This is a genomic window from Streptomyces sp. AN091965 (assembly GCF_022698285.1).
Taxonomy (GTDB): Bacteria; Actinomycetota; Actinomycetes; order Streptomycetales; family Streptomycetaceae; genus Streptomyces.
Genome location: NZ_JALDMY010000001.1, coordinates 7,518,003 through 7,535,867, shown reverse-complemented (window position 1 = coordinate 7,535,867; position 17,865 = coordinate 7,518,003). Strand labels below are relative to the sequence as shown.

Genomic DNA, 17,865 nt, shown 5'->3' with positions numbered 1-17,865 from the left:
GATGCACCGGCGTACGTGTCGTACCCGCGGCGGGGCCCTGCGCGGTGCCACCGGCGCGGGTGCTCAGCGGCGGGTGAAGGCGAGGATCGTGGCCAGGTTCATCGGACGGCGCGTGGAGAGGTACAGATAGGGCGCGGTGTGGTGCGGGCCCCGCAGCTCCACGCGCAGGGCGGTCGGCACATAGCTGCGCAGCAGCAGGTGCGCGTACGCGTTCGCCTTGCGGGTGCGCCACTCGAAGGCCTCCCCCGCGTCCAGGATCTCGGTCGGGCCGAGCTCGTCGATGGGGATCGCCCGGCCTCCCGCGACGAGCGTGCCCGGCGTCACGACGATGCGCGCCGAGCCGTACCGGTGCACGAGCGGGCCGAAGACGGCGGTGACGAGAAGGAGACCGGCCACGGCGGCCACGGGGCCGAGCGGCAGCAGCAGCCCGGCGAAGAGGCCGCCGCCGAGCACGACGAGGAACCACCACGCGACCGGGACGGTCAGACGCTCATCGTAAAGATGCATGGGCCCATCCTGGCAAAGGGGTTCGGGGACCGGCGGTCGGGGTGACGGACACGGTCGCCGTCTTGACTGGCGTCTGACGGCTCCTTAGCTTCAGGGCGCGTCCACCGTCACACCGAACACCGAGGCTCGGGGAAGGGGCCGTCGTGCGCCGACGTGCCTGGGGCACCGCCGTCGTACTCGCGCTCCTGGGGGGTCTGGCCCCCGTGGGCGCCGCGACCGCCGCGCCGCCCGGATCCGGGCCGCTCCCCCTGGAGCGGCTCTTCGACAACCACGCCGTCAGCGACGACGCGCGGCCCGGTGACGCGGACTTCGACGGTTCGGGCGCCTCGCTGTCCGCGCCGGACCTGGCGGCGGCCGGGTGGACTCCCGGGCGCGCCCTGGGAGTTGAGGGCGCGCGTCTCGCCCTGCCGGACACGCGGGCGGGCGAGCCGGACAACGTGCGGGCCGACGGGCAGTGGGTGCGGCTGCGCGGGCGCGGCGACGCCCTCGCCCTCCTGGTGGCCGGGACGGGCGGCGACGCGCGCGGCACCGGGACCGTGCGCTACCGCGACGGGTCGCGCTCCACGTACCGGCTGACCGCCCCCGACTGGCGCACCGGTCCGCTCGCCACCAAGTCCGTCGCCCTGCCGCACGTCAACACGCCGGACGGGCAACGCGCCGAGAAGGCACGGCTGTACGTCGTCACCGTGCCGCTCGCGCGCGGGCGCGAGGTGGCGTCGGTGCGCCTGCCCCGCGACCCCGGGGCGGCCGATCTGCATGTCTTCGCCCTCTCGGTACGGCCTGTGGCCACCGGGTGGACGGGGACCTGGTCGGCGTCCACCGCCGGGTACGCGCCCGTGGGACCGTGGGCGGACCGGACCGTGCGGCTCGTGGTGCACACCAGTGCGGGCGGGCCCCGGGTGCGGATCCGCCTCGACAACACCTTCGCGGGGGCGCCCGTGCGCGTCGGGAGCGCCAGCGTCGCCGTGCGGGACGCGGGGGCGCGGGCGCGGGGCGCGCCGGTGGCGCTGACGTTCGGCGGTGCGAGGGGGGCCGAGATCCCCGCGGGGGCGCAGGTGTTCAGCGACCCGCTGCGGTTCGCGGTGCCCGCGGGCGCGGATCTGCTGGTCAGCCTCCATCTGCCGGGGACGGTGGCCGCGGCGCCCCTGCACAGCCAGGCCCTCCAGACCTCGTACGTGAGCGAACCGGGCGATCACGCCGCGGACGGGTCGGGGGCCGCGTACACCTCAACGGTGCGGGTGTGGCCGCTGCTCACCGGGGTCGACGTGGCGGGCGGGGCGGGCTCCGTGGTGCTGCTCGGCGACTCCATCACGGACGGGGTCGGCTCCACGCCCGACACGAACCGGCGGTGGCCCGACGTGCTCGCGCGGCGGCTCCTGGAGGAGCCGGGGGCGCCGCGCCACGGCGTCCTCAACCAGGGCGTCTCCGCCAACCGCGTCGTCGGCGACCGCTACCCCGGTGACGGCGTGTCCACCGACACCGGGGGCGTCAGCGCGCTGCACCGCCTCGACCGTGACGTGCTCGCGCAGACGTCCGCGCGCACCGCGGTCGTCTTCCAGGGCATCAACGACCTGCGGGCCGGGACGCCCGCGGCGGAGGTCCTGGGCGGGCTGCGGGAGATCGCCGCACGCGCCCGCGCGCGGGGGCTGCGGGTCGTCGCGGCCACACTGGTGCCGTGCGCCGGGGAGGCCCGGTGCACGGCGGCCGTCGACGCGGAGCGGACCGCGGTGAACGCGGCGCTGCGGCGGGGCGAGGCGGGCTTCGACGCCGTGCTCGACTTCGACGCGGTGCTCCGCGACCCGGAGCTGCCCGCGCGCCTGCTGCCGCGCTACGACAGCGGCGACCACCTGCATCCTGGCGACGCGGGCCTTGCCGCGCTTGCCGGGGCGGTGCCCCTGGAGGTGCTCCGGGGCTAGAGGTCGAGGTCCACGACCACCGGGGCGTGGTCCGAGGCGCCCTTGCCCTTGCGCTCCTCGCGGTCCACATAGGCGTCGCTCACGGCCTTGGCGAACGGGGTGTTGCCGTAGACCAGGTCGATGCGCATGCCCTTGTTCTTGGGGAAGCCGAGCTCGCGGTAGTCCCAGTACGTGAAGGGGTGGTCGTACTTGAGGGGGCGCGGGACGACGTCCGTCAGGCCGGTCTCGCGGAGGGCGGCGAGGGCCGCGCGCTCGGCGGGGGTGACGTGCGTGAGGCCCTCGAACCTGGCGACGTCCCAGACGTCGTCGTCCGTCGGCGCGACGTTGTAGTCGCCGAGGACGGCGAAGGGGCGCGGGCCCGCGGCGTCGGCGGTGACGGCGGCCTTGAGGGCCTCGAACCACTGGAGCTTGTAGGCGTAGTGGGCGTGGTCGACCTCGCGGCCGTTCGGCACGTAGACCGACCAGGCGCGCAGGGGGCCGCAGGTGGCCGCGATGGACCGGGGCTCCTGCGCGCCGTCGTAGTCGGGGCCGCCGGGCAGGCCGGTGGTGATGTCCTCCAGGCCCACGCGGGAGAGCAGCGCGACGCCGTTCCACCTGCCGGTGGCGTTGACCGCCGACTCGTAGCCCAGCTCGCGCAGGGCCTCGGCGGGGAACTGCTCCGCGGTGCACTTGGTCTCCTGGACGCACAGGACGTCCGTGCCGCTCTTCTCCAGCCAGGCCAGGAGACGGGGCAGGCGGGCGGTGATCGAGTTCACGTTCCAGGTGGCGATGCGCATGACGGACAACCTACCTGCCGGGTGTGACAGCGGGCGGCCCGGCGGCGGTCACACCCGCGCGGACTCGCCCGGCGCGAGCCGCGTGTGCTCGGTGCCGCCGAGCCTGCCGATGTGCCCCTCGTAGATGGGCAGCGCCAGGTCCGTGAGCAGCGCGTCGTGGACGTCGTACGCGCGCTGCGGCTTGACCTCGCGGACGTACTCGATGACCTCGGAGATCTTGTTCCAGGGGGCCATCACCGGGACCAGGAGGGTGTCCACGGGGTGCTCGGGGACGGTGAGGGCGTCGCCGGGGTGGAACACGGAGCCGTCCACCAGGTAGCCGACGTTGGTGACGCGCGGGAGGTCGGGGTGGATCACGGCGTGCAGCTCGCCGTGGACCTGGACGTCGAACCCGGCGGCCGTGAACGTGTCGCCGTGGCCGACCCGGTGCACGCGGCCGGGGAAGGCCGCCGCGATCCGGTCGGCGACGGCAGCCAGGGTCCAGATCCCGGCGGCCGGGTTCGCCTCCATGGCGGCGCGCAGGCGGGCCTCGTCGAAGTGGTCGGGGTGCTCGTGGGTGACGAGGATCGCGTCGGCGCCGACGGCCGCGTCGGCCTCACTGAACCCCCCGGGGTCGACGACGAGCGTCCGGCCCTCCTTTTCGAGGCGCACGCACGCGTGGGACTGCTTGGTGAGCTTCGTGCCGGTCGTCGTCATGGATTCCCCTTCTCCGTTCCGTGGTCCCCATCCTGCTCGCCGCGGGGTCCCGCGCTACTCCTGGGGCGTCGTTTCCTCGCGGATGACCGCCTGCGCGACCCGGAAGGCGCTGTTGGCCGCGGGCACGCCGCAGTACACGGCGGCCTGGAGCAGCACCTCCTTGATGTCGGGCGGGGTCAGGCCGTTGCGCAGCGCGGCGCGGACGTGGAAGGCCAGCTCCTCCAGGTGGCCGCCCGCGACGAGGGCCGTGAGCGTGACGCAGCTGCGGGTGCGGCGGTCCAGGCCGGGGCGGCTCCAGACCTCGCCCCAGGCGTAGCGCGTGACGAGCTCCTGGAAGTCCTCGGCGAACTCGTCGGCCGCGGCCAGGGCCTGGTCGACGTGCGCGTCCCCAAGGACCTCGCGGCGCACCTTCATGCCGGTGGCGTAGGCGTCGGGGCGCTCGGCCTGCTCCCGCGGCCGCTCCACGGGCGCGATCTCGGCGGGGGGCGCGGCGGGCGGCGGGGCGAGCACGGGCTTGACGGGCGGCGCCGCGATCGCGTGCTGTCCGGTCGCGCCGATGTCCGGCGCGGCCTGCCAGGCGCTGCCGAAGTGGCGGACGAGCAGGTCGGTGACCGCGGCGGGCTGCTCGACGGGCGCGAGGTGGGAGGCGCCGGGCACCACGGCGAGGCGGGCGTCGGGGATGCCCGCGACGAGGGTGCGGGCCTCGCCCTGGCCGGTCACCTGGTCCTCGGAGCCGACGAGGACCAGCGTGGGCACTCCTATGCTGCCGAGCTCGCCGCGGACGTCGAAGGCGGCGAGCGCCTCGCAGGCGGCGATGTAGCAGCCGGGGTCGGTGGTGCGCACCATCTGCACGGCCCAGTCGGTGATGGCGGGCTGGGCGGCGGCGAAGCCGGCCGTGAACCAGCGCTCGGGCGAGGTCCTGGCCACCGGGTCGAGGCCGTTGGTGCGGACGATCACGCCGCGCTGGCGCCACTCGTCGGCGGTGCCGAACCGCGGCGAGGTGGCGATCAGCGCGAGCGAGGCGACCCGCTGCGGGTTCCTGAGGGCCAGTTCCGCGCCGATGGCGCCGCCGAGCGAACAGCCCGCGTAGCCGAAGCGCTGCACGCCCACCTCGTCGAGCGTGGCCAGCACGCGGGCGGCGAGCTCACCGACGGAGTCCACGGGGTGTGCGGGAGCGCCGCCGTGCCCGGGCATGTCGAAGCGGAGCACCCGCCAGTGCTTGCTCAGCTCGGGCACCTGCCGGTCCCACATGTGCCACGTCGTCCCGAGCGACGGCCCGAGGACCAGGACCGGAGCGTCGTCCGGGCCGTCGAAGCGGAACTGGAGGGCGGGGTTCTTCGTCTCACTCACCCGCTCCACGCTAGCCAGTCACCTTCGGCGTCGAGTGACGGGGGCATCGTCTGGACCGGGCCTCCGCGCCGGTGTCCTCCTCGCCGGTGGGAGGCCGCCCTCTCGTCCGCCCGGTGGCTGTGCTTGCGCGTCTGCGGGACTGTTGTGGCTGGTCGCGCCGTTCCCCGCGCCTCTCAGGGGTCTTTTGCCCGGCCCGGTGCGGTGTTTCGGGGGCGTCGGCATCGGTGAGGGTCATGGGATGAATCCACTACCCGTCTCCCCAGAACCTTCAGGAAATCCCCTCCTTCACATCGGCGCCGACGCCGTCGCCCGGCTCGTTCCCATGGCCGCCGCCGTCGACGCCGTCGAGGCCGCGCTGGCCGGGGGCGGTCTCGACCCGGAGGCGGAGCCCGCCCGGGCCGTGGTCGGGGTGCCGGGTGGGCAGCTGCTCCTGATGCCCTCGGCCACGACGGCGTACGCGGGCGTGAAGGTCGCCTCCGTCACGCCGGACAACCCCGCGCGCGGGCTGCCGCGCATCCAGGGGCTCTACCTCCTCCTCGACGGGGTGACCCACACCCCGCTGGCCCTGCTCGACGGCATCGCGCTGACGTCGCTGCGTACGCCCGCCGTGTCGGGTGCGGCGCTGCGGCACCTGGCCGTGCCCGGGGCGCGGCGGCTGCTGGTGTTCGGGACGGGGCCGCAGGCGTGGGGGCACGTGGAGGCGGTGCGGGCGGTGCGGCCCGGGCTCGCGCACGTGGACGTGGTGGGCCGGGACCCGGGGCGGCGCGCGGCGTTCGTGGAGCGCTGCCGGGGCGCGGGGCTCACGGCGGCGGCCGCGACGCCCGAGGACGTCGCGCACGCCGACGTGGTGTGCTGCTGCACGACGGCGCGCGAGCCGCTGTTCGACAGCGCGCTGCTCGCGCCGCACGCGGCCGTCGCGGCGGTCGGCTCGCACGAGCCCGACGCGCGCGAGGTGGACGAGCGGCTCGTGGGCCGGGCCACGGTCGTCGCCGAGGCCAGGGCCGTGGCGCTGCGCGAGTGCGGCGACCTCGTACAGGCCGTCGCCGCCGGCGCCTTCGACCCGCAACGGCTGCGCACGCTCGGCGAGTTGGTGCGCGGCGAGGTGCCGGTCGCCCAGGGCCGGCCGCGTCTGTTCAAGTCGGCGGGGATGGCGTGGCAGGACCTGGCGGTGGCCGTGGCGGCGTACGAGAAGCAGGGCGCGGGCCCGCGGGACTGACGGCGCTCACACCACCGTCACGGGGTGGCGTACGACGGCGTCGAACAGATAGCCCTGGTGGTTGTGCGGCGTCGTGGGCGGCTGGGTGCGGCCCGTCGCGTCGGTGGCGCGGGCGAGCAGCGTGGCCCGCCCCGTGGCGCGCGGGCGCCAGGTCGTGCTCCAGCGCACCCAGGAGCCGCGGCGCGGCTCGTCGCGCAGCCGGGCCGGGCGCCAGGTGGCGCCGCCGTCGGTGCTGACGTCGACGCGGGCGACGGGGGCCGCGCCGGACCAGGCGCGGCCGGTGAGGCGGTGCCGGGCGCCCGCGGCCAGCGGCGCGTCCCAGGGCAGCTCGAAGGCGGACTTGAGGGTCTGGCGGGTGAGCGGCGCGGAGCCCTCCGCCGGGTGGCCGGGGCCGAACAGGCGGTAGAAGTCGGTGTTCCAGGGCGAGTAGAGCGGGGTCGCCGAGACCTCGATGTCACCCACCCACTTGATGGACGCGACGCCGATCCAGGAGGGCACGAGGACACGCACCGGGTGGCCGTGGTCGGCGGGCAGCGGCTCGCCGTTCATCTCGTACGCGAGGAGTACGTCGTCCAGGGCCTTGGCGAGGGGCAGCGGGCGGCGCACCCGGCCGAGGTTCGTGCCGTCCGCCGTCACGTAGTCGCCGTCGAGGCCGCGGGGCATGACGTCCACGGCGTCGCGGGCGAGGCCCGCCCGGCGCAGCACGTCGGCGAGGCGCACACCGCGCCAGCGTGCCTGCCCGACGGCGCCGAGCGTCCAGGGCGTGCCGGAGACCTGCTGGCCCTGCTGGGCGGTGAACAGGCCGCGGCCGTTGCCCGCGCACTCGACGAACGCGGTGCGGGTCGTCGACGGCAGCCGGTGGAGGTCGGCGAGGGTGAACTCCCGTGGGCCTCCGGTGAGTCCGTCGCCCCAGACGGTGAGTCTCCAGTCGTCGGCGGCGAGTTGGGGCGTGGTGGTGTGGTTGCGGACGAAGAAGTGGGACGCGGGGGTGAGGTGGCCCGTCTCCGCGAGGGCCTCGAACCTGGTCTCGGCGTTCGTGCCGCGCAGCGTGAACACCTCGTCGGGCAGCGCCTTGACGATGCCGGGGGCGGTGGCGGCGTGGGCGCGCGGGGCGCTCCAGACGCCCGGCACGAAGGCCGCGAGGCCCGCGGCGGACGCGAGGCGCAGCAGGTCGCGGCGGGCCACGCCGTCGGCGCGGGCCTCGCCCGCGAGCCACTGGCGCAGCCTGCGCCGGTCGTGGTCGGCTTCGGTCGGGGAGGGGTGGGGCGGCGTCATGGGGGCGGCCTTCCGCGCGGCGTGACAGGGCGGCGTGACAGGAGTGGTGCGGCGTGGCGCGTACGCCGGACGGAGGTCACACGGCGTACGGGACGTGCTCGGCGGGGGTGCGCTGAAGGATCAACAACAGCCGCGCGAAGGCAGCGCACGGGCCCGGTGGGCACCGGGGGCGAAGCTGCCGCGGCCGAGGATCACGGCGCCATGCTACGAGGCCGCGGCGGAACCCGCCACGGCCTCTTCCTGTCGTCGGTCGCGCCCTAGGGCGTCGTCGCGGAGACCACGTAGACCATCGGGTGCTTGGGGTTGGCGCGGCTCACCACGATGTCCTGGGTGGGCGCCGGGTTGTCCTGGTCGTGGGTCACGCCCCACCAGGGGCCGGGGCCCGTGAACTCCCAGCCGACGACGTTCTGGTCGCGCTTGCTGATGGTGATGTCGTCCTTCTTCAGCTTGCTCGCGCTGGTGCCGGTCTCCTTGAGGAACTTCTCCAGGCCTTCGTTGCTGGTGAGGAACTGGACGTACAGCCGGCTGGTGCGCCAGTTGTTCGTCTCGTAGTAGGCGACCTCGGCCGAGTACGGCGGCACCGACACGTCGTACAGGCGGCGCTGGACCTTGGAGGGCCAGCCCGCGGTGAGGCCGGTCGCGGAGTACTTCTTCTCCTTGTCGCGGCCGCTGTCGCGGGACTGGTTCGCGGAGATCAGCAGATAGACCGCGGGCACGCCGATGAGCAGCACGATGATCGTCGCGGTGAGCCAGCGGCGGCGGAGCATGTGGCGGCGGTCCTCGGGGCGCGGCTCCGGCTCCGCGGGGCCGGGCAGGTCCGGGGACGAGGGCTGGCGGGGGACGGTCATCTACTGGCTTCCCTGGGCGGTGCGGTCGTTGGCTCGGCGGGCCTCGGCGTAGCGCTCGTACCGCTCGTAGCGCTCGACGCGGCGGCGGTTGGCGCGGCGGAAGCGGCGGGCGACGAGCCGGGCCAGGTCGGCGGCGCCGACCATGCCGGCCTCGGGGCCGAGCTGGGCGCGGGCGATGCGGGCCTCGGGGCGGTAGCCGCGCCCGGTGAGGTGGCGGCGGAAGGCGTCGCGGGCGGGGCCGATGAGCAGGTCGTCGGCGGCGCTGACGCCGCCGCCGATGACGAAGCAGGACGGGTCGAGGGCCGCGGCGAGGTTCGCGATGCCGACGCCGAGCCACTGGCCGATGTCCTGGAGCAGCTCGACGCACATGGCGTCGCCCTCGCGGGCCAGCTCGGTGATGAGGGGCCCGGTGATGTCGGGGACGTTGCCCTTGACGCGCTCGATGATCCCGTACGCGACCGGGGAGTCGGCGGCGGCCAGCTCGCGGGCCTCGCGGACGAGCGCGTTGCCGGAGCTGTACTGCTCCCAGCAGCCTCGGTTGCCGCACGGGCAGCGGTGTCCGCCGGGCACGACCTGCATATGGCCGAACTCGCCCGCGACCCCGAACTTGCCCCGCTTGACCTGGCCGTCCTCCAGGATCGCGCCGCCGATGCCGGTGCCCAGGGTGATCATGACCAGGTGGTCCTCGCCGCGGCCCGCGCCGAAGCGCCACTCGGCCCAGGCGGCGGTGTTGGCGTCGTTGTCCACCATGACGGGCACCGCGAGACGGCCGGAGATGCGGTCCCGGAGGGGTTCGTTGCGCCAGGACAGGTGCGGGGCGAACAGGACGCGGTTGCGGTCCGCGTCGACCCAGCCCGCGGCGCCGATGCCGACGGCGTGCACGTCGTGCCGGTCGGACAGGTCGAGGACCAGCTCGACGATGGTGTCCTCGACGACCTTGGGGCTCTTGGACTTGTCCGGCGTCTCGGTGCGCAGGGTCTCCAGGATGTTGCCGTCGGCGTCCACGACGCCCGCCATCACCTTGGTGCCGCCGATGTCGATGCCGACCGTGGGGACGCGGGGGGCCGTCAGGTGCGAACGGCGCTCACGCGTGCCCACGGTCCGCAGAACGGTGGCTCGGGCGGAGCCGCGGTGCGTGAGGTCGCGGTAGGTGCTCATCGCGCCGATTCTGCCTCACGCTCGCGGGGGCGCGCACAACGGGGACCCGGGGCGCGGCCGCCCCGGGCTTCCCGCCAGGGCTGGGGGGAGGTGCCCCCTCCAGGGGCGCGGGGCCGTGTCGATGTGCGGCTCCGCCGCGGGGGCGCGCTCGGCGCGCGAAAAGCCGCAGACGCGGCTGCGGAGTGACCGAGCAGCTGCGTCTGCGGCTGTGACCTGGCTTGTCGCGCAGTTCCCCGCGCCCCTTACGGGGTGCTTCCTCGCTCCAGTTCATGGCGGAGGTCTTCCAACTCGGAGCCGCCCGCCATCTGGCGGGTGAGTTCGTCGAGGGTGACGTCGGCCCGTGAATAGGAAGCGGACATCTGGCCGCGCTTGAGGAGGACGAAGCGGTCGCCGACGAGGTAGGCGTGGTGGGGGTTGTGGGTGATCAGGACCACGCCGAGCCCCGCGTCCCGCGCCGCGGCCACGTACTTCAGCACGACACCGGACTGCTTCACGCCGAGCGCCGCCGTCGGCTCGTCCAGGACCAGGACCTTCGCGCCGAAGTACACGGCGCGGGCGATCGCCACGCACTGGCGCTCACCGCCGGACAGCGTGCCGATGGGCTGGTCGACGTCACGCAGGTCGATGCCCATGCGAAGGAGCTCGGCGTGGGTGGTCCTGCGCATGAACTCCACGTCCAGGCGCTTGAACGGGCCCGTGCCCTTCGTGGGCTCGGAGCCGAGGAAGAAGTTCCGCCACACCGGCATGAGCGGGACGACCGCCAGGTCCTGGTAGACGGTGGCGATGCCCCGGTCCAGCGCCTCGCGGGGGCTGGCGAGCCGGGTCACCTCGCCCTCGATGCGGAAGGTGCCCGCGTCGTGCCGGTGCAGACCCGCGACGATCTTGATGAGCGTCGACTTGCCCGCGCCGTTGTCGCCCAGCACGCAGGAGATCTCCCCCGCGTGCACCTCCAGGGAGACGCCTTCGAGGGCGCGGATGTTGCCGTAGTACTTGCTGACGTCGTCGAGCTCGACGAGCGGCGTACCGCCCGCGGGGGCCGTGGCGTCCTTGGATACGGCCTCAGTCGTCACTTCGTCGCCTCCGCGCGCTTGCGGACCCAGGCGTTCAGCAGGGTCGCCAGGAGCAGCATCGCCCCGAGGAAGAACTTGAACCAGTCCGGGTTCCACTCGGCGTAGACGATGCCCTTGCTGGTCATGCCGAAGATCAGCGCACCGACCGCGGCGCCGACCGCCGAGCCGTAGCCTCCGGTGATCAGACAGCCGCCGATGACGGCCGCGATGATGTAGATCAGCTCGTTGCCGACGCCCTCACCGGACTGCACGACGTCGTAGTTGAACAGCAGGTGCTGGCCCGACACCCAGGCGCCGAAGGCGACGCCCATGTAGAGACCGATCTTGGTCCTGCCGACGGGGACGCCGACCGCGCGGGCGGCCTGCTCGCCGCCGCCGACCGCGAAGATCCAGTTGCCCGCACGGGTGCGCAGCAGGATCCAGGTGGCGATCGCGACCATCGCCAGCCACCAGACGATCGTGATCTTGAAGTCTACGCCGCCGATGGTGATCGTCGAGGCGAAGACGTCCTTGGCGGAGGCGAAGCCCTCCATGTCGGAGATCGACTTGGTGGAGACCGTGCCGCTGATCAGCTTGGTGAAGCCCAGGTTCATGCCGGTCAGCATCAGGAACGTGCCGAGCGTGATGATGAAGCTCGGCGGGTCGGTGCGGATCAGCATGACGCCGTTGAACACACCGATGGCGAGGGTCACCAGCAGTGAGACGCCGACGCCGACCCAGACGTTCGCGGTCATCTGGTAGCTGAACATCGACGACATCAGCGCGGACGTCGTGACCATGACGCCCGCCGACAGGTCGAACTCGCCGCCGATCATCAGCAGCGCCACCGGGACCGCCATGATGCCGATCGTGGAGGCCGCGTACAGGACGGTGGCGATGCTGTTGGCCTGGAGGAAGCTGTCCGCGATGATCGCGAAGAACAGGAAGACCGCCACCGCGCCGACGACCGAGCCCAGCTCGGGACGGCCCAGGAGCTTCTTCAGCGGCGAGGTCGTCAGGAGGCGCTCGTCCGCGGCCTTCGCGGGCTGGTGCGGTGCCGGTGCGGTCGCGCTCATCGGGTTCCCCGCTTCGCGTAGTCCTCGAGCTCGCCTGCCTGGTCCTTGGTGACGATCTGCGGGCCGGTGAGGACCGGCTTGCCGCCGCCGAGGACGTCGGCGTTGTACTTGTAGAGCCACAGCAGGTCCACGGCCTCGTAGCCCTGGAGGTAGGGCTGCTGGTCGACGGCGAAGCCGAGCGTGCCGGACTTCAGGCCCCCGGCGACCTTCTCGTTCAGGTCGAAGGTGTCGATCTCCGCCTTGCTGCCCGCGCCCTCCTTCGCCTTCACCGCGGTGTCGGCGAACGGGGCGCCGAGCGTGACGACCGCGTCGATGTCCTTGTCGGCCTGGAGCTTGGCCTCGATGCCGGACTGCACGTCGGGCATGTTGGTGCCCTCCACGTACAGGTTCTTCATCTCGCCCTCGAAGGTCTTCTTGGCGCCCTCGCAGCGCTGCTCGTGGCCCACGTTGCCCTGCTCGTGCAGGACGCACAGGGCCTTCTTCTTGCCCCGCTTGTTGAGCTCCTCGCCGACGGCCTCGCCCGCGATCGTCTCGTCCTGGCCGATGTGGGTCAGGGCGCCGAACGCCTTGGACTCCTCCGAGCCCGAGTTCACGGTCACCACCGGGATGCCGGCCTTGCGGGCGCGGGCCACGGCGGCCTTCATCGCGTCCGGCTTGGCGAGCGTGACGATGATGCCGTCGACCTTCTTGTCGATGGCCGCGTCCACGAGCTGGGCCTGCTGCTGCGCCTCGTCGTGGTGCGAGTACAGGAACTTGATGTTGTCCTTGACGGCGGCCTGCTTCGCGCCGTTCTGGACGATGTCCCAGAACGTGTCGCCGTCGCCCGAGTGGGTGATCATCGCGAAGGTCCAGCGCGGCGTGTCCACCGCGGCCCTGCCCGACGCCTGCGCCGCCTTGCGCGCGTCCTCGGCGCGCTTGCCGCCGGTGCTGCTGCATCCCACGAGGGACGCCCCGAGCACCGCAACCAGCACGGCACCCACCGCACGTACTCCCGTTCGAACCCTTGCCACGTCGCCGTGCCCTTCTTGCTGTGCCGTGCTTGCAGTGCCTGCTGAGATCGCCGTGTTCGCGGTGTGCACAGTGTGCCGCGCCCTGCCGAGCCTCTCGTGCCGCTGGGCCCGGTGACCGGACCCAGCCGCCCAAGTATCGGTCACGCCGTCGCCCCGCATGGTCATCGGGTACCGCGGGCGGTGTACTTCTCCAGCTTCGGAACGTCCTTCCCGGTGACCACGGCGGGCCCGGTCAGGACCGGTTTGCCGCCGCCGATGACGTTCGCGTTGGTCCGGTAGAGCCACAGCTCGTCGACCGCGAGGTAGCCCTGGAGGTAGGGCTGCTGGTCGACGGCGAAGCCGACCTCGCCCGCCTTGAGCCGCCGGACGACCTCGGCGTTCAGGTCGAAGGTGTCGATCTCCGCCTTGCTGCCCGCGTCCTCCTTGGCCTTCACGGAGACGGCCGCGACCGGCGCGCCGAGCGTGACGACCGCGTCGATGCCCTTGGTGGCCTGGAGCTTCGCGCTGATGGACGACTGGGCACCGGGCTGGTTGGTGCCGTCGACGTTCAGGTTCTCCACCGAGCCCCCGAAGGTCTTCCTCACCCCCGCGCAGCGCTGCTCCAGGGAGACGTTGCCCTGCTCGTGGATCACACACAGAGCCTTCTTCCTGCCGCGTCTGTCCAGCTCGTCGCCGACGGCCTCGCCCGCCACGGCCTCGTCCTGCCCGATGTGGCCGAGCGCGCCGAACCGCGGGGAGAACTCGCCGCCCGAGTTGATCGTGACCACGGGGATGCCCGCCCTCTTCGCCTTGCCGAGCACGGCCCGCATGGCCTCGGGCTTGGCGAGGGTCACCACGATCCCGTCGACCTTCTTGTCGATGGCCGTCTGCACCAGCTCGGCCTGCCCCTTGCCCTCCTTGTCGCTGGAGTAGAGGAACTCGACGTTGTCCTTCTTCGCGGCCTCCTCGGCGCCGTTCTGCACGATGTCCCAGAACGTGTCGCCCTCACCGGAGTGCGTGACCATCGCGATCTTCAGGCGCGGGGTACCGGCGGCCTGCCCGCCGGAGCCGCCCTCGCCGTCCGCGCCGTTCGCGGTGTTCTCATCGGCCTTGCCGCCGGAGCCGCTGCAGCCTGCCGCGAGCGCGACGACCGCGATGACGGCTGCTGCCGTGCGGGCTGTACGCATGGTGGTGCCACCCTTCTCCCGGCTTGCTCCCGGCCGCCGCTCCTGTGCGGCTGGAGGGAGTTGTAGCCGGGGGCGCGGCCCACCGTCAATGACTTTGTCAGAACATTCTTACTTCTGTGGCGCCGGGCGAGGTCAGGGGCGTACGAGGAGCTGGAACTCGAAGGAGTACCGCGAGGCGCGATAGATGTGCGAGCCGTACTCGACCGCGCGGCCCGTGTCGTCGAAGGTCGTGCGCCGCATGGTGAGCACCGGCGCGCCCTCCGGCTCGGCGAGCAGCCCGGCCTCCTCCCCCTCGGCGGCGCGGGCGCCCACGGACTGCCGGGCGCTGTGCAGCGTGATGCCCGCGGCCCGCATCAGCCGGTACAGGCCGGTGGCCTCCAGGGCCGCGGTGTCGAGGGCGAGCAGCCCGGCCGGGATGTGGTTGCGCAGCCGGGCCATGGGCTCGCCGTGCGCGAGGCGGAGGCGCTCGACCAGGTGGACGTCGCTGCCCTCGGCCACACCGAGGGCGGCCGCGGTCTCGGCGGAGGCGGCCTCGACCACGTTGCGCAGGACCCGGGTCTCGGGGCGCTGGCCCGCCGCCTCCAGGTCGTCGTACAGGCTGCTGAGCTCCAGGGGGCGCTTGACCTGGCTGTGCACGACCTGGGTGCCGACGCCCCTGCGGCGGACGAGCAGGCCCTTGTCGACGAGCGACTGGATGGCCTGGCGGACGGTGGGCCGGGAGAGGCCGAGGCGCCCGGCGAGCTCGATCTCGTTGCCGAGCAGGCTTCCGGGCGTCAGGGCACCGCGCTCGATCGCCGCCTCCAGCTGCTGGGACAGCTGGAAGTAGAGCGGGACCGGGCTGCTGCGGTCGACGCCGAGGTGCAGGGCCACGGTGGGGTCCACGGCCGGTTTCGCGGCTTTGGCTGCTCCTTGTTCGGTCACGGAGCGAGCGTAGTCCGGGGAGATGATGACGGGAAGTTCGGAAGTTCTGTTGTCAGGACAAACCATTGACAGGAGCGCGGGTCCGTCGCGAGGGTGGGGCCCATGCGCATCGGACTGATCGGAACGGGACGTATCGGCACCTTCCACGCGGCGGCCCTCGTCCGCCGTCCGGAGGTGGAATCGCTCGTCGTCGCGGACGTGGACACCGCGCGGGCGGCGGACCTCGCGGCGCGGCTCGGGGCGACCGCGGCCCCTTCGGTGGACGCGCTGTTCCCGGGCGGGGCCTCGGGCCCCGGCGTGGACGCGCTGGTCATCACGGCGGCGACGGCCGCGCACGCGCCGCTCATCGCCCGGGGGGCGCGGGCGGGCCTGCCGGTGTTCTGCGAGAAGCCCATCGCGCTCGACCTGCCGGGCACCCTCGCCGCGCTCGCCGAGGTCGACTCCGCCGGAACGATCCTGCAGCTCGGTTTCCAGCGCCGCTTCGACGCCGGGTACGCGGCGGCGCGCGCGGCCGTGCGCGCCGGGAAGCTCGGACGGCTGCACACCGTACGGGCCATGACCTCGGACCCGGCGCCGCCGCCCGCCGCGTACCTGCCGCTGTCGGGGGGCCTGTACCGGGACTGCCTCGTGCACGACTTCGACATCCTGCGCTGGGTGACGGGGCGCGAGGTGACCGAGGTGTACGCGACGGGGTCCGACGCCGGTCCCGCGATGTTCCGCGAGGCGGGCGACGTCGACACGGCGGCCGTGCTGCTCACCCTCGACGACGGCACCCTGGCCACGGCGACCGCGACCCGCTGCAACGGCGCGGGCTACGACGTCCGCATGGAGCTGGCCGGGGAGGCCGACCAGATCGCGGTCGGCGTGAGTGCCCGCACCCCGCTCACCTCCGCCGAGCCGGACGGGCCCGGCGGCCCCGACAAGCCGTGGCCCGGCTTCCTGGAGCGCTTCGCCCCCGCTTACGAGGCGGAGCTCGCCGCGTTCGTCGACGTCGTGCGCGGCGAGCTCGCCAACCCCTGCGACGGCCGGGAGGCGCTGCACGCACTGCGCATCGCCGAGGCGTGCGAGCTGTCGCGGGCCGAGCACCGGCCCGTGCGGCTCGCGGAGATCCCCGGGGCCTGAGCCCCGGTCGCCCCCGGCCCGCCCCTCCTCGGGCCGGGGGCTCAGCCCGTCGCGCGGACCGTGCCCTGCGCCAGGGCGCAGAGCGTCTCGGCGCCCTCGCCGTCGACGGTCAGCAGATCGCACCGGACGACGGCCTGACGGCGGCTCGCGTGGGCGACCGCGGCGCGGGCGAGCAGCCGGGCGCCGGTGGCCGGGCGCACGTACTGGATGGAGAAGCCGGAGGTCAGGACCGCCGGGCCGAGGGCCGTGCCCGCGGCGAACGTGATGCCGTTGTCCGCCGCGTACGACAGGACGCCGCCGTGCACGAAGCCGTTCTGCTGGAGCAGTTCGGGGCGCAGGGGGATCTCCAGGGTGGCCGCGCCGTCGCCGAACGCGGTGAGCTCGGCTCCTACGAGGCGGCTGAACGGCTGGGCGGCGAGGGTCTGCTGAGCGAGGGTCAGGTCCAGGGGCGGGGCGTGTTCCACGGCGTCGGTCATGGCAGGACTTCTACCACCCGGTAACTACTGCTGCCCATACCTGGGCCGGGGCTGCGGGGCCGGGTGGAGGACCCGGGCGGGTGCTACCAGCGGACGTCCAGGCGGCGCAGGCCCCGCATCAGCAGGCCCGGGCGCCAGTCCGTCGCGGGGCCGTCCAGGGCGAGGTCCGGGCAGCGCTCCAGGAGCGCGGCGAGGGCGATCCGGCCCTCGACGCGGGCCAGCGGGGCGCCCAGGCAGAAGTGGATGCCGTGTCCGAAGGCGACGTGGCCCTGCGGGGCGCGGTGGAGGTCGAAGTCGTCCGGCGCCCCGTACTTGCCCGGGTCGCGGTCGGCGGCGGTGAGGCTCACCACGACGATGGCACCGGCCGGGATCAGCGTGCCCGCTATCTCGGTGGGCTCGGTGGTGAAGCGGTAGGTGGAATTCTCCACCGGGCCCTCGTGGCGCAGGCCTTCCTCGATCGCGCCGTCCAGGAGGCCCGGGTCGGCCCGCAGCGCGGCCAGCTGGGCGGGGCGGGTGAGCAGGGCGTGCACGGTGTTGGTGATGAGGTGGACCGTCGTCTCGTGTCCCGCGATGAGCAGGAGGTACGCCATGCCGCGCAGCTCTTCGTGGGAGAGCCGGTCGCCGTCCTCGGCGCGGGTGCGGATCAGGGCGCTGAGCAGGTCGTCGCCGGGGACCGCGCGCTTGGCCTCGATCAGCTCGTCCAAATAGGCGGCGAGGGCGACGAAGACCGTGTCCTCCCACTCCTCCGTGGAGGGCGAGGTGGCCTCGTTCGACAGCTGGCGGAAGCGCTCGCGGTCCAGGTCGGGGACGCCGAGCAGTTCGCAGATGACCGTCATGGGCAGCGGGAAGGCGAGCGCCTCCACCAGGTCGGCGCGGCTTCCCTTGGCGAGCATCCCGTCCAGGAGGCCGTCCGTGATCTCCTGGATCCGCGGGCGCAGCGCCTGGACGCGGCGGGCGGTGAACTCCCGGGCGATCAGGGAGCGCAGCCGGGTGTGGTGCGGCGGGTCGACGGTGAGCAGGTGCGGGCCGATCAGCTCCTCGTCCGGTAACGCCAGGTCGATGCCCGTGCTCGACTTGGTGAGGCGGGGGTCGGCGAGGGCGGCGCGGGCCTCTTCGTAGCCCACCACCAAGTAGTGGTCGCTGTCGTGGTCCGGGGGTGGGAAGCGGACGCGGTGGACGGGGCCCCGGGCTCTCAACTCGGCGTATGCCCGGTGGGGGTCGGTGGTGAAGTCCTCGTAGGAGGCGAGGTCGATGGGTGCGTCTGCCATGGGGCGTCCCCTCGTGCGGGTTACCTGGTGTCCGC

The 17,865-nt window shown here is 73.6% G+C and carries 17 protein-coding genes; 3 read left to right on the top strand and 14 right to left on the bottom strand.

Annotated features, from left to right (window positions below; genetic code table 11):
- Positions 1-63: 63 nt before the first annotated feature.
- A complete protein-coding gene (locus MQV74_RS32040) occupies positions 64-507 on the bottom strand; it encodes a DUF3093 domain-containing protein (RefSeq protein ID WP_242725843.1) in 444 nt (147 codons plus the stop codon).
- Positions 508-650: 143 nt separating this feature from the next.
- Here MQV74_RS32040 and MQV74_RS32035 point away from each other — a divergent pair, with 143 nt between their 5' ends.
- Entirely contained in the window at positions 651-2,423 is a 1,773-nt protein-coding gene (locus tag MQV74_RS32035; RefSeq protein ID WP_242725840.1) for a GDSL-type esterase/lipase family protein, read from the top strand.
- Here MQV74_RS32035 and MQV74_RS32030 read toward each other — a convergent pair.
- The 3 genes from MQV74_RS32030 to pcaDC are packed head-to-tail and all read right to left on the bottom strand — an operon-like array spanning position 2,420 to position 5,245.
- Entirely contained in the window at positions 2,420-3,199 is a 780-nt protein-coding gene (locus MQV74_RS32030) for an exodeoxyribonuclease III (RefSeq protein ID WP_242725837.1), read from the bottom strand. The genes MQV74_RS32035 and MQV74_RS32030 overlap by 4 nt on opposite strands.
- Before the next feature lie 48 nt (positions 3,200-3,247).
- A complete protein-coding gene (locus MQV74_RS32025) occupies positions 3,248-3,895 on the bottom strand; it encodes an MBL fold metallo-hydrolase (protein WP_242725822.1) in 648 nt (215 codons plus the stop codon).
- A gap of 54 nt (positions 3,896-3,949) precedes the next feature.
- Entirely contained in the window at positions 3,950-5,245 is a 1,296-nt protein-coding gene (gene pcaDC, locus MQV74_RS32020) for a bifunctional 3-oxoadipate enol-lactonase/4-carboxymuconolactone decarboxylase PcaDC (RefSeq protein WP_242725819.1), read from the bottom strand.
- A 238-nt stretch (positions 5,246-5,483) separates the two neighbouring features.
- Between pcaDC and MQV74_RS32015 the strand changes: the two genes are divergently transcribed.
- The gene (locus tag MQV74_RS32015) at positions 5,484-6,461 is read left to right on the top strand and encodes an ornithine cyclodeaminase family protein (RefSeq protein WP_242725816.1); all 978 of its coding nucleotides are present in this window, start codon (positions 5,484-5,486) and stop codon (positions 6,459-6,461) included.
- Between the two features lie 6 nt (positions 6,462-6,467).
- Here MQV74_RS32015 and MQV74_RS32010 read toward each other — a convergent pair whose 3' ends face one another.
- The 8 genes from MQV74_RS32010 to MQV74_RS31975 all read right to left on the bottom strand — a co-directional run bounded on the left by MQV74_RS32010 (position 6,468) and on the right by MQV74_RS31975 (position 14,925).
- A complete protein-coding gene (locus MQV74_RS32010; protein ID WP_242725813.1) occupies positions 6,468-7,736 on the bottom strand; it encodes a sulfite oxidase in 1,269 nt (422 codons plus the stop codon).
- 257 nt (positions 7,737-7,993) lie between these two features.
- The gene (locus MQV74_RS32005; protein ID WP_138962532.1) at positions 7,994-8,584 is read right to left on the bottom strand and encodes a sugar kinase; all 591 of its coding nucleotides are present in this window, start codon (positions 8,582-8,584) and stop codon (positions 7,994-7,996) included.
- The gene (locus tag MQV74_RS32000) at positions 8,585-9,742 is read right to left on the bottom strand and encodes an ROK family glucokinase (protein ID WP_138962531.1); all 1,158 of its coding nucleotides are present in this window, start codon (positions 9,740-9,742) and stop codon (positions 8,585-8,587) included.
- Positions 9,743-9,984: 242 nt separating this feature from the next.
- The gene (locus MQV74_RS31995) at positions 9,985-10,812 is read right to left on the bottom strand and encodes an ATP-binding cassette domain-containing protein (RefSeq protein WP_242725810.1); all 828 of its coding nucleotides are present in this window, start codon (positions 10,810-10,812) and stop codon (positions 9,985-9,987) included.
- Positions 10,809-11,867, bottom strand: coding sequence for an ABC transporter permease (locus MQV74_RS31990; RefSeq protein WP_242725806.1), 1,059 nt, complete (start codon positions 11,865-11,867; stop codon positions 10,809-10,811). The genes MQV74_RS31995 and MQV74_RS31990 overlap by 4 nt, the downstream gene beginning before the upstream one ends.
- The gene (locus MQV74_RS31985; RefSeq protein WP_441349346.1) at positions 11,864-12,877 is read right to left on the bottom strand and encodes a sugar ABC transporter substrate-binding protein; all 1,014 of its coding nucleotides are present in this window, start codon (positions 12,875-12,877) and stop codon (positions 11,864-11,866) included. Before MQV74_RS31985 ends, MQV74_RS31990 begins: the two co-directional genes overlap by 4 nt.
- A gap of 161 nt (positions 12,878-13,038) precedes the next feature.
- A complete protein-coding gene (locus MQV74_RS31980) occupies positions 13,039-14,043 on the bottom strand; it encodes a sugar ABC transporter substrate-binding protein (protein WP_242725800.1) in 1,005 nt (334 codons plus the stop codon).
- A gap of 132 nt (positions 14,044-14,175) precedes the next feature.
- Entirely contained in the window at positions 14,176-14,925 is a 750-nt protein-coding gene (locus MQV74_RS31975; RefSeq protein ID WP_308402393.1) for a GntR family transcriptional regulator, read from the bottom strand.
- 141 nt (positions 14,926-15,066) lie between these two features.
- Between MQV74_RS31975 and MQV74_RS31970 the strand changes: the two genes are divergently transcribed.
- A complete protein-coding gene (locus MQV74_RS31970; RefSeq protein WP_242725797.1) occupies positions 15,067-16,086 on the top strand; it encodes a Gfo/Idh/MocA family protein in 1,020 nt (339 codons plus the stop codon).
- 41 nt (positions 16,087-16,127) lie between these two features.
- On the opposite strand, the gene MQV74_RS31965 is transcribed toward MQV74_RS31970, so the two are convergent.
- Together MQV74_RS31965 and MQV74_RS31960 are read right to left on the bottom strand one after the other, a co-directional pair.
- Positions 16,128-16,562 (bottom strand): PaaI family thioesterase, encoded by a 435-nt coding sequence (locus tag MQV74_RS31965; RefSeq protein WP_242725794.1) that lies wholly within the window; start codon positions 16,560-16,562, stop codon positions 16,128-16,130.
- An 83-nt stretch (positions 16,563-16,645) separates the two neighbouring features.
- Complete coding sequence (locus tag MQV74_RS31960) at positions 16,646-17,830, bottom strand: cytochrome P450 family protein (RefSeq protein ID WP_242725791.1); 1,185 nt, start codon at positions 17,828-17,830, stop codon at positions 16,646-16,648.
- Positions 17,831-17,865: the final 35 nt, after the last annotated feature.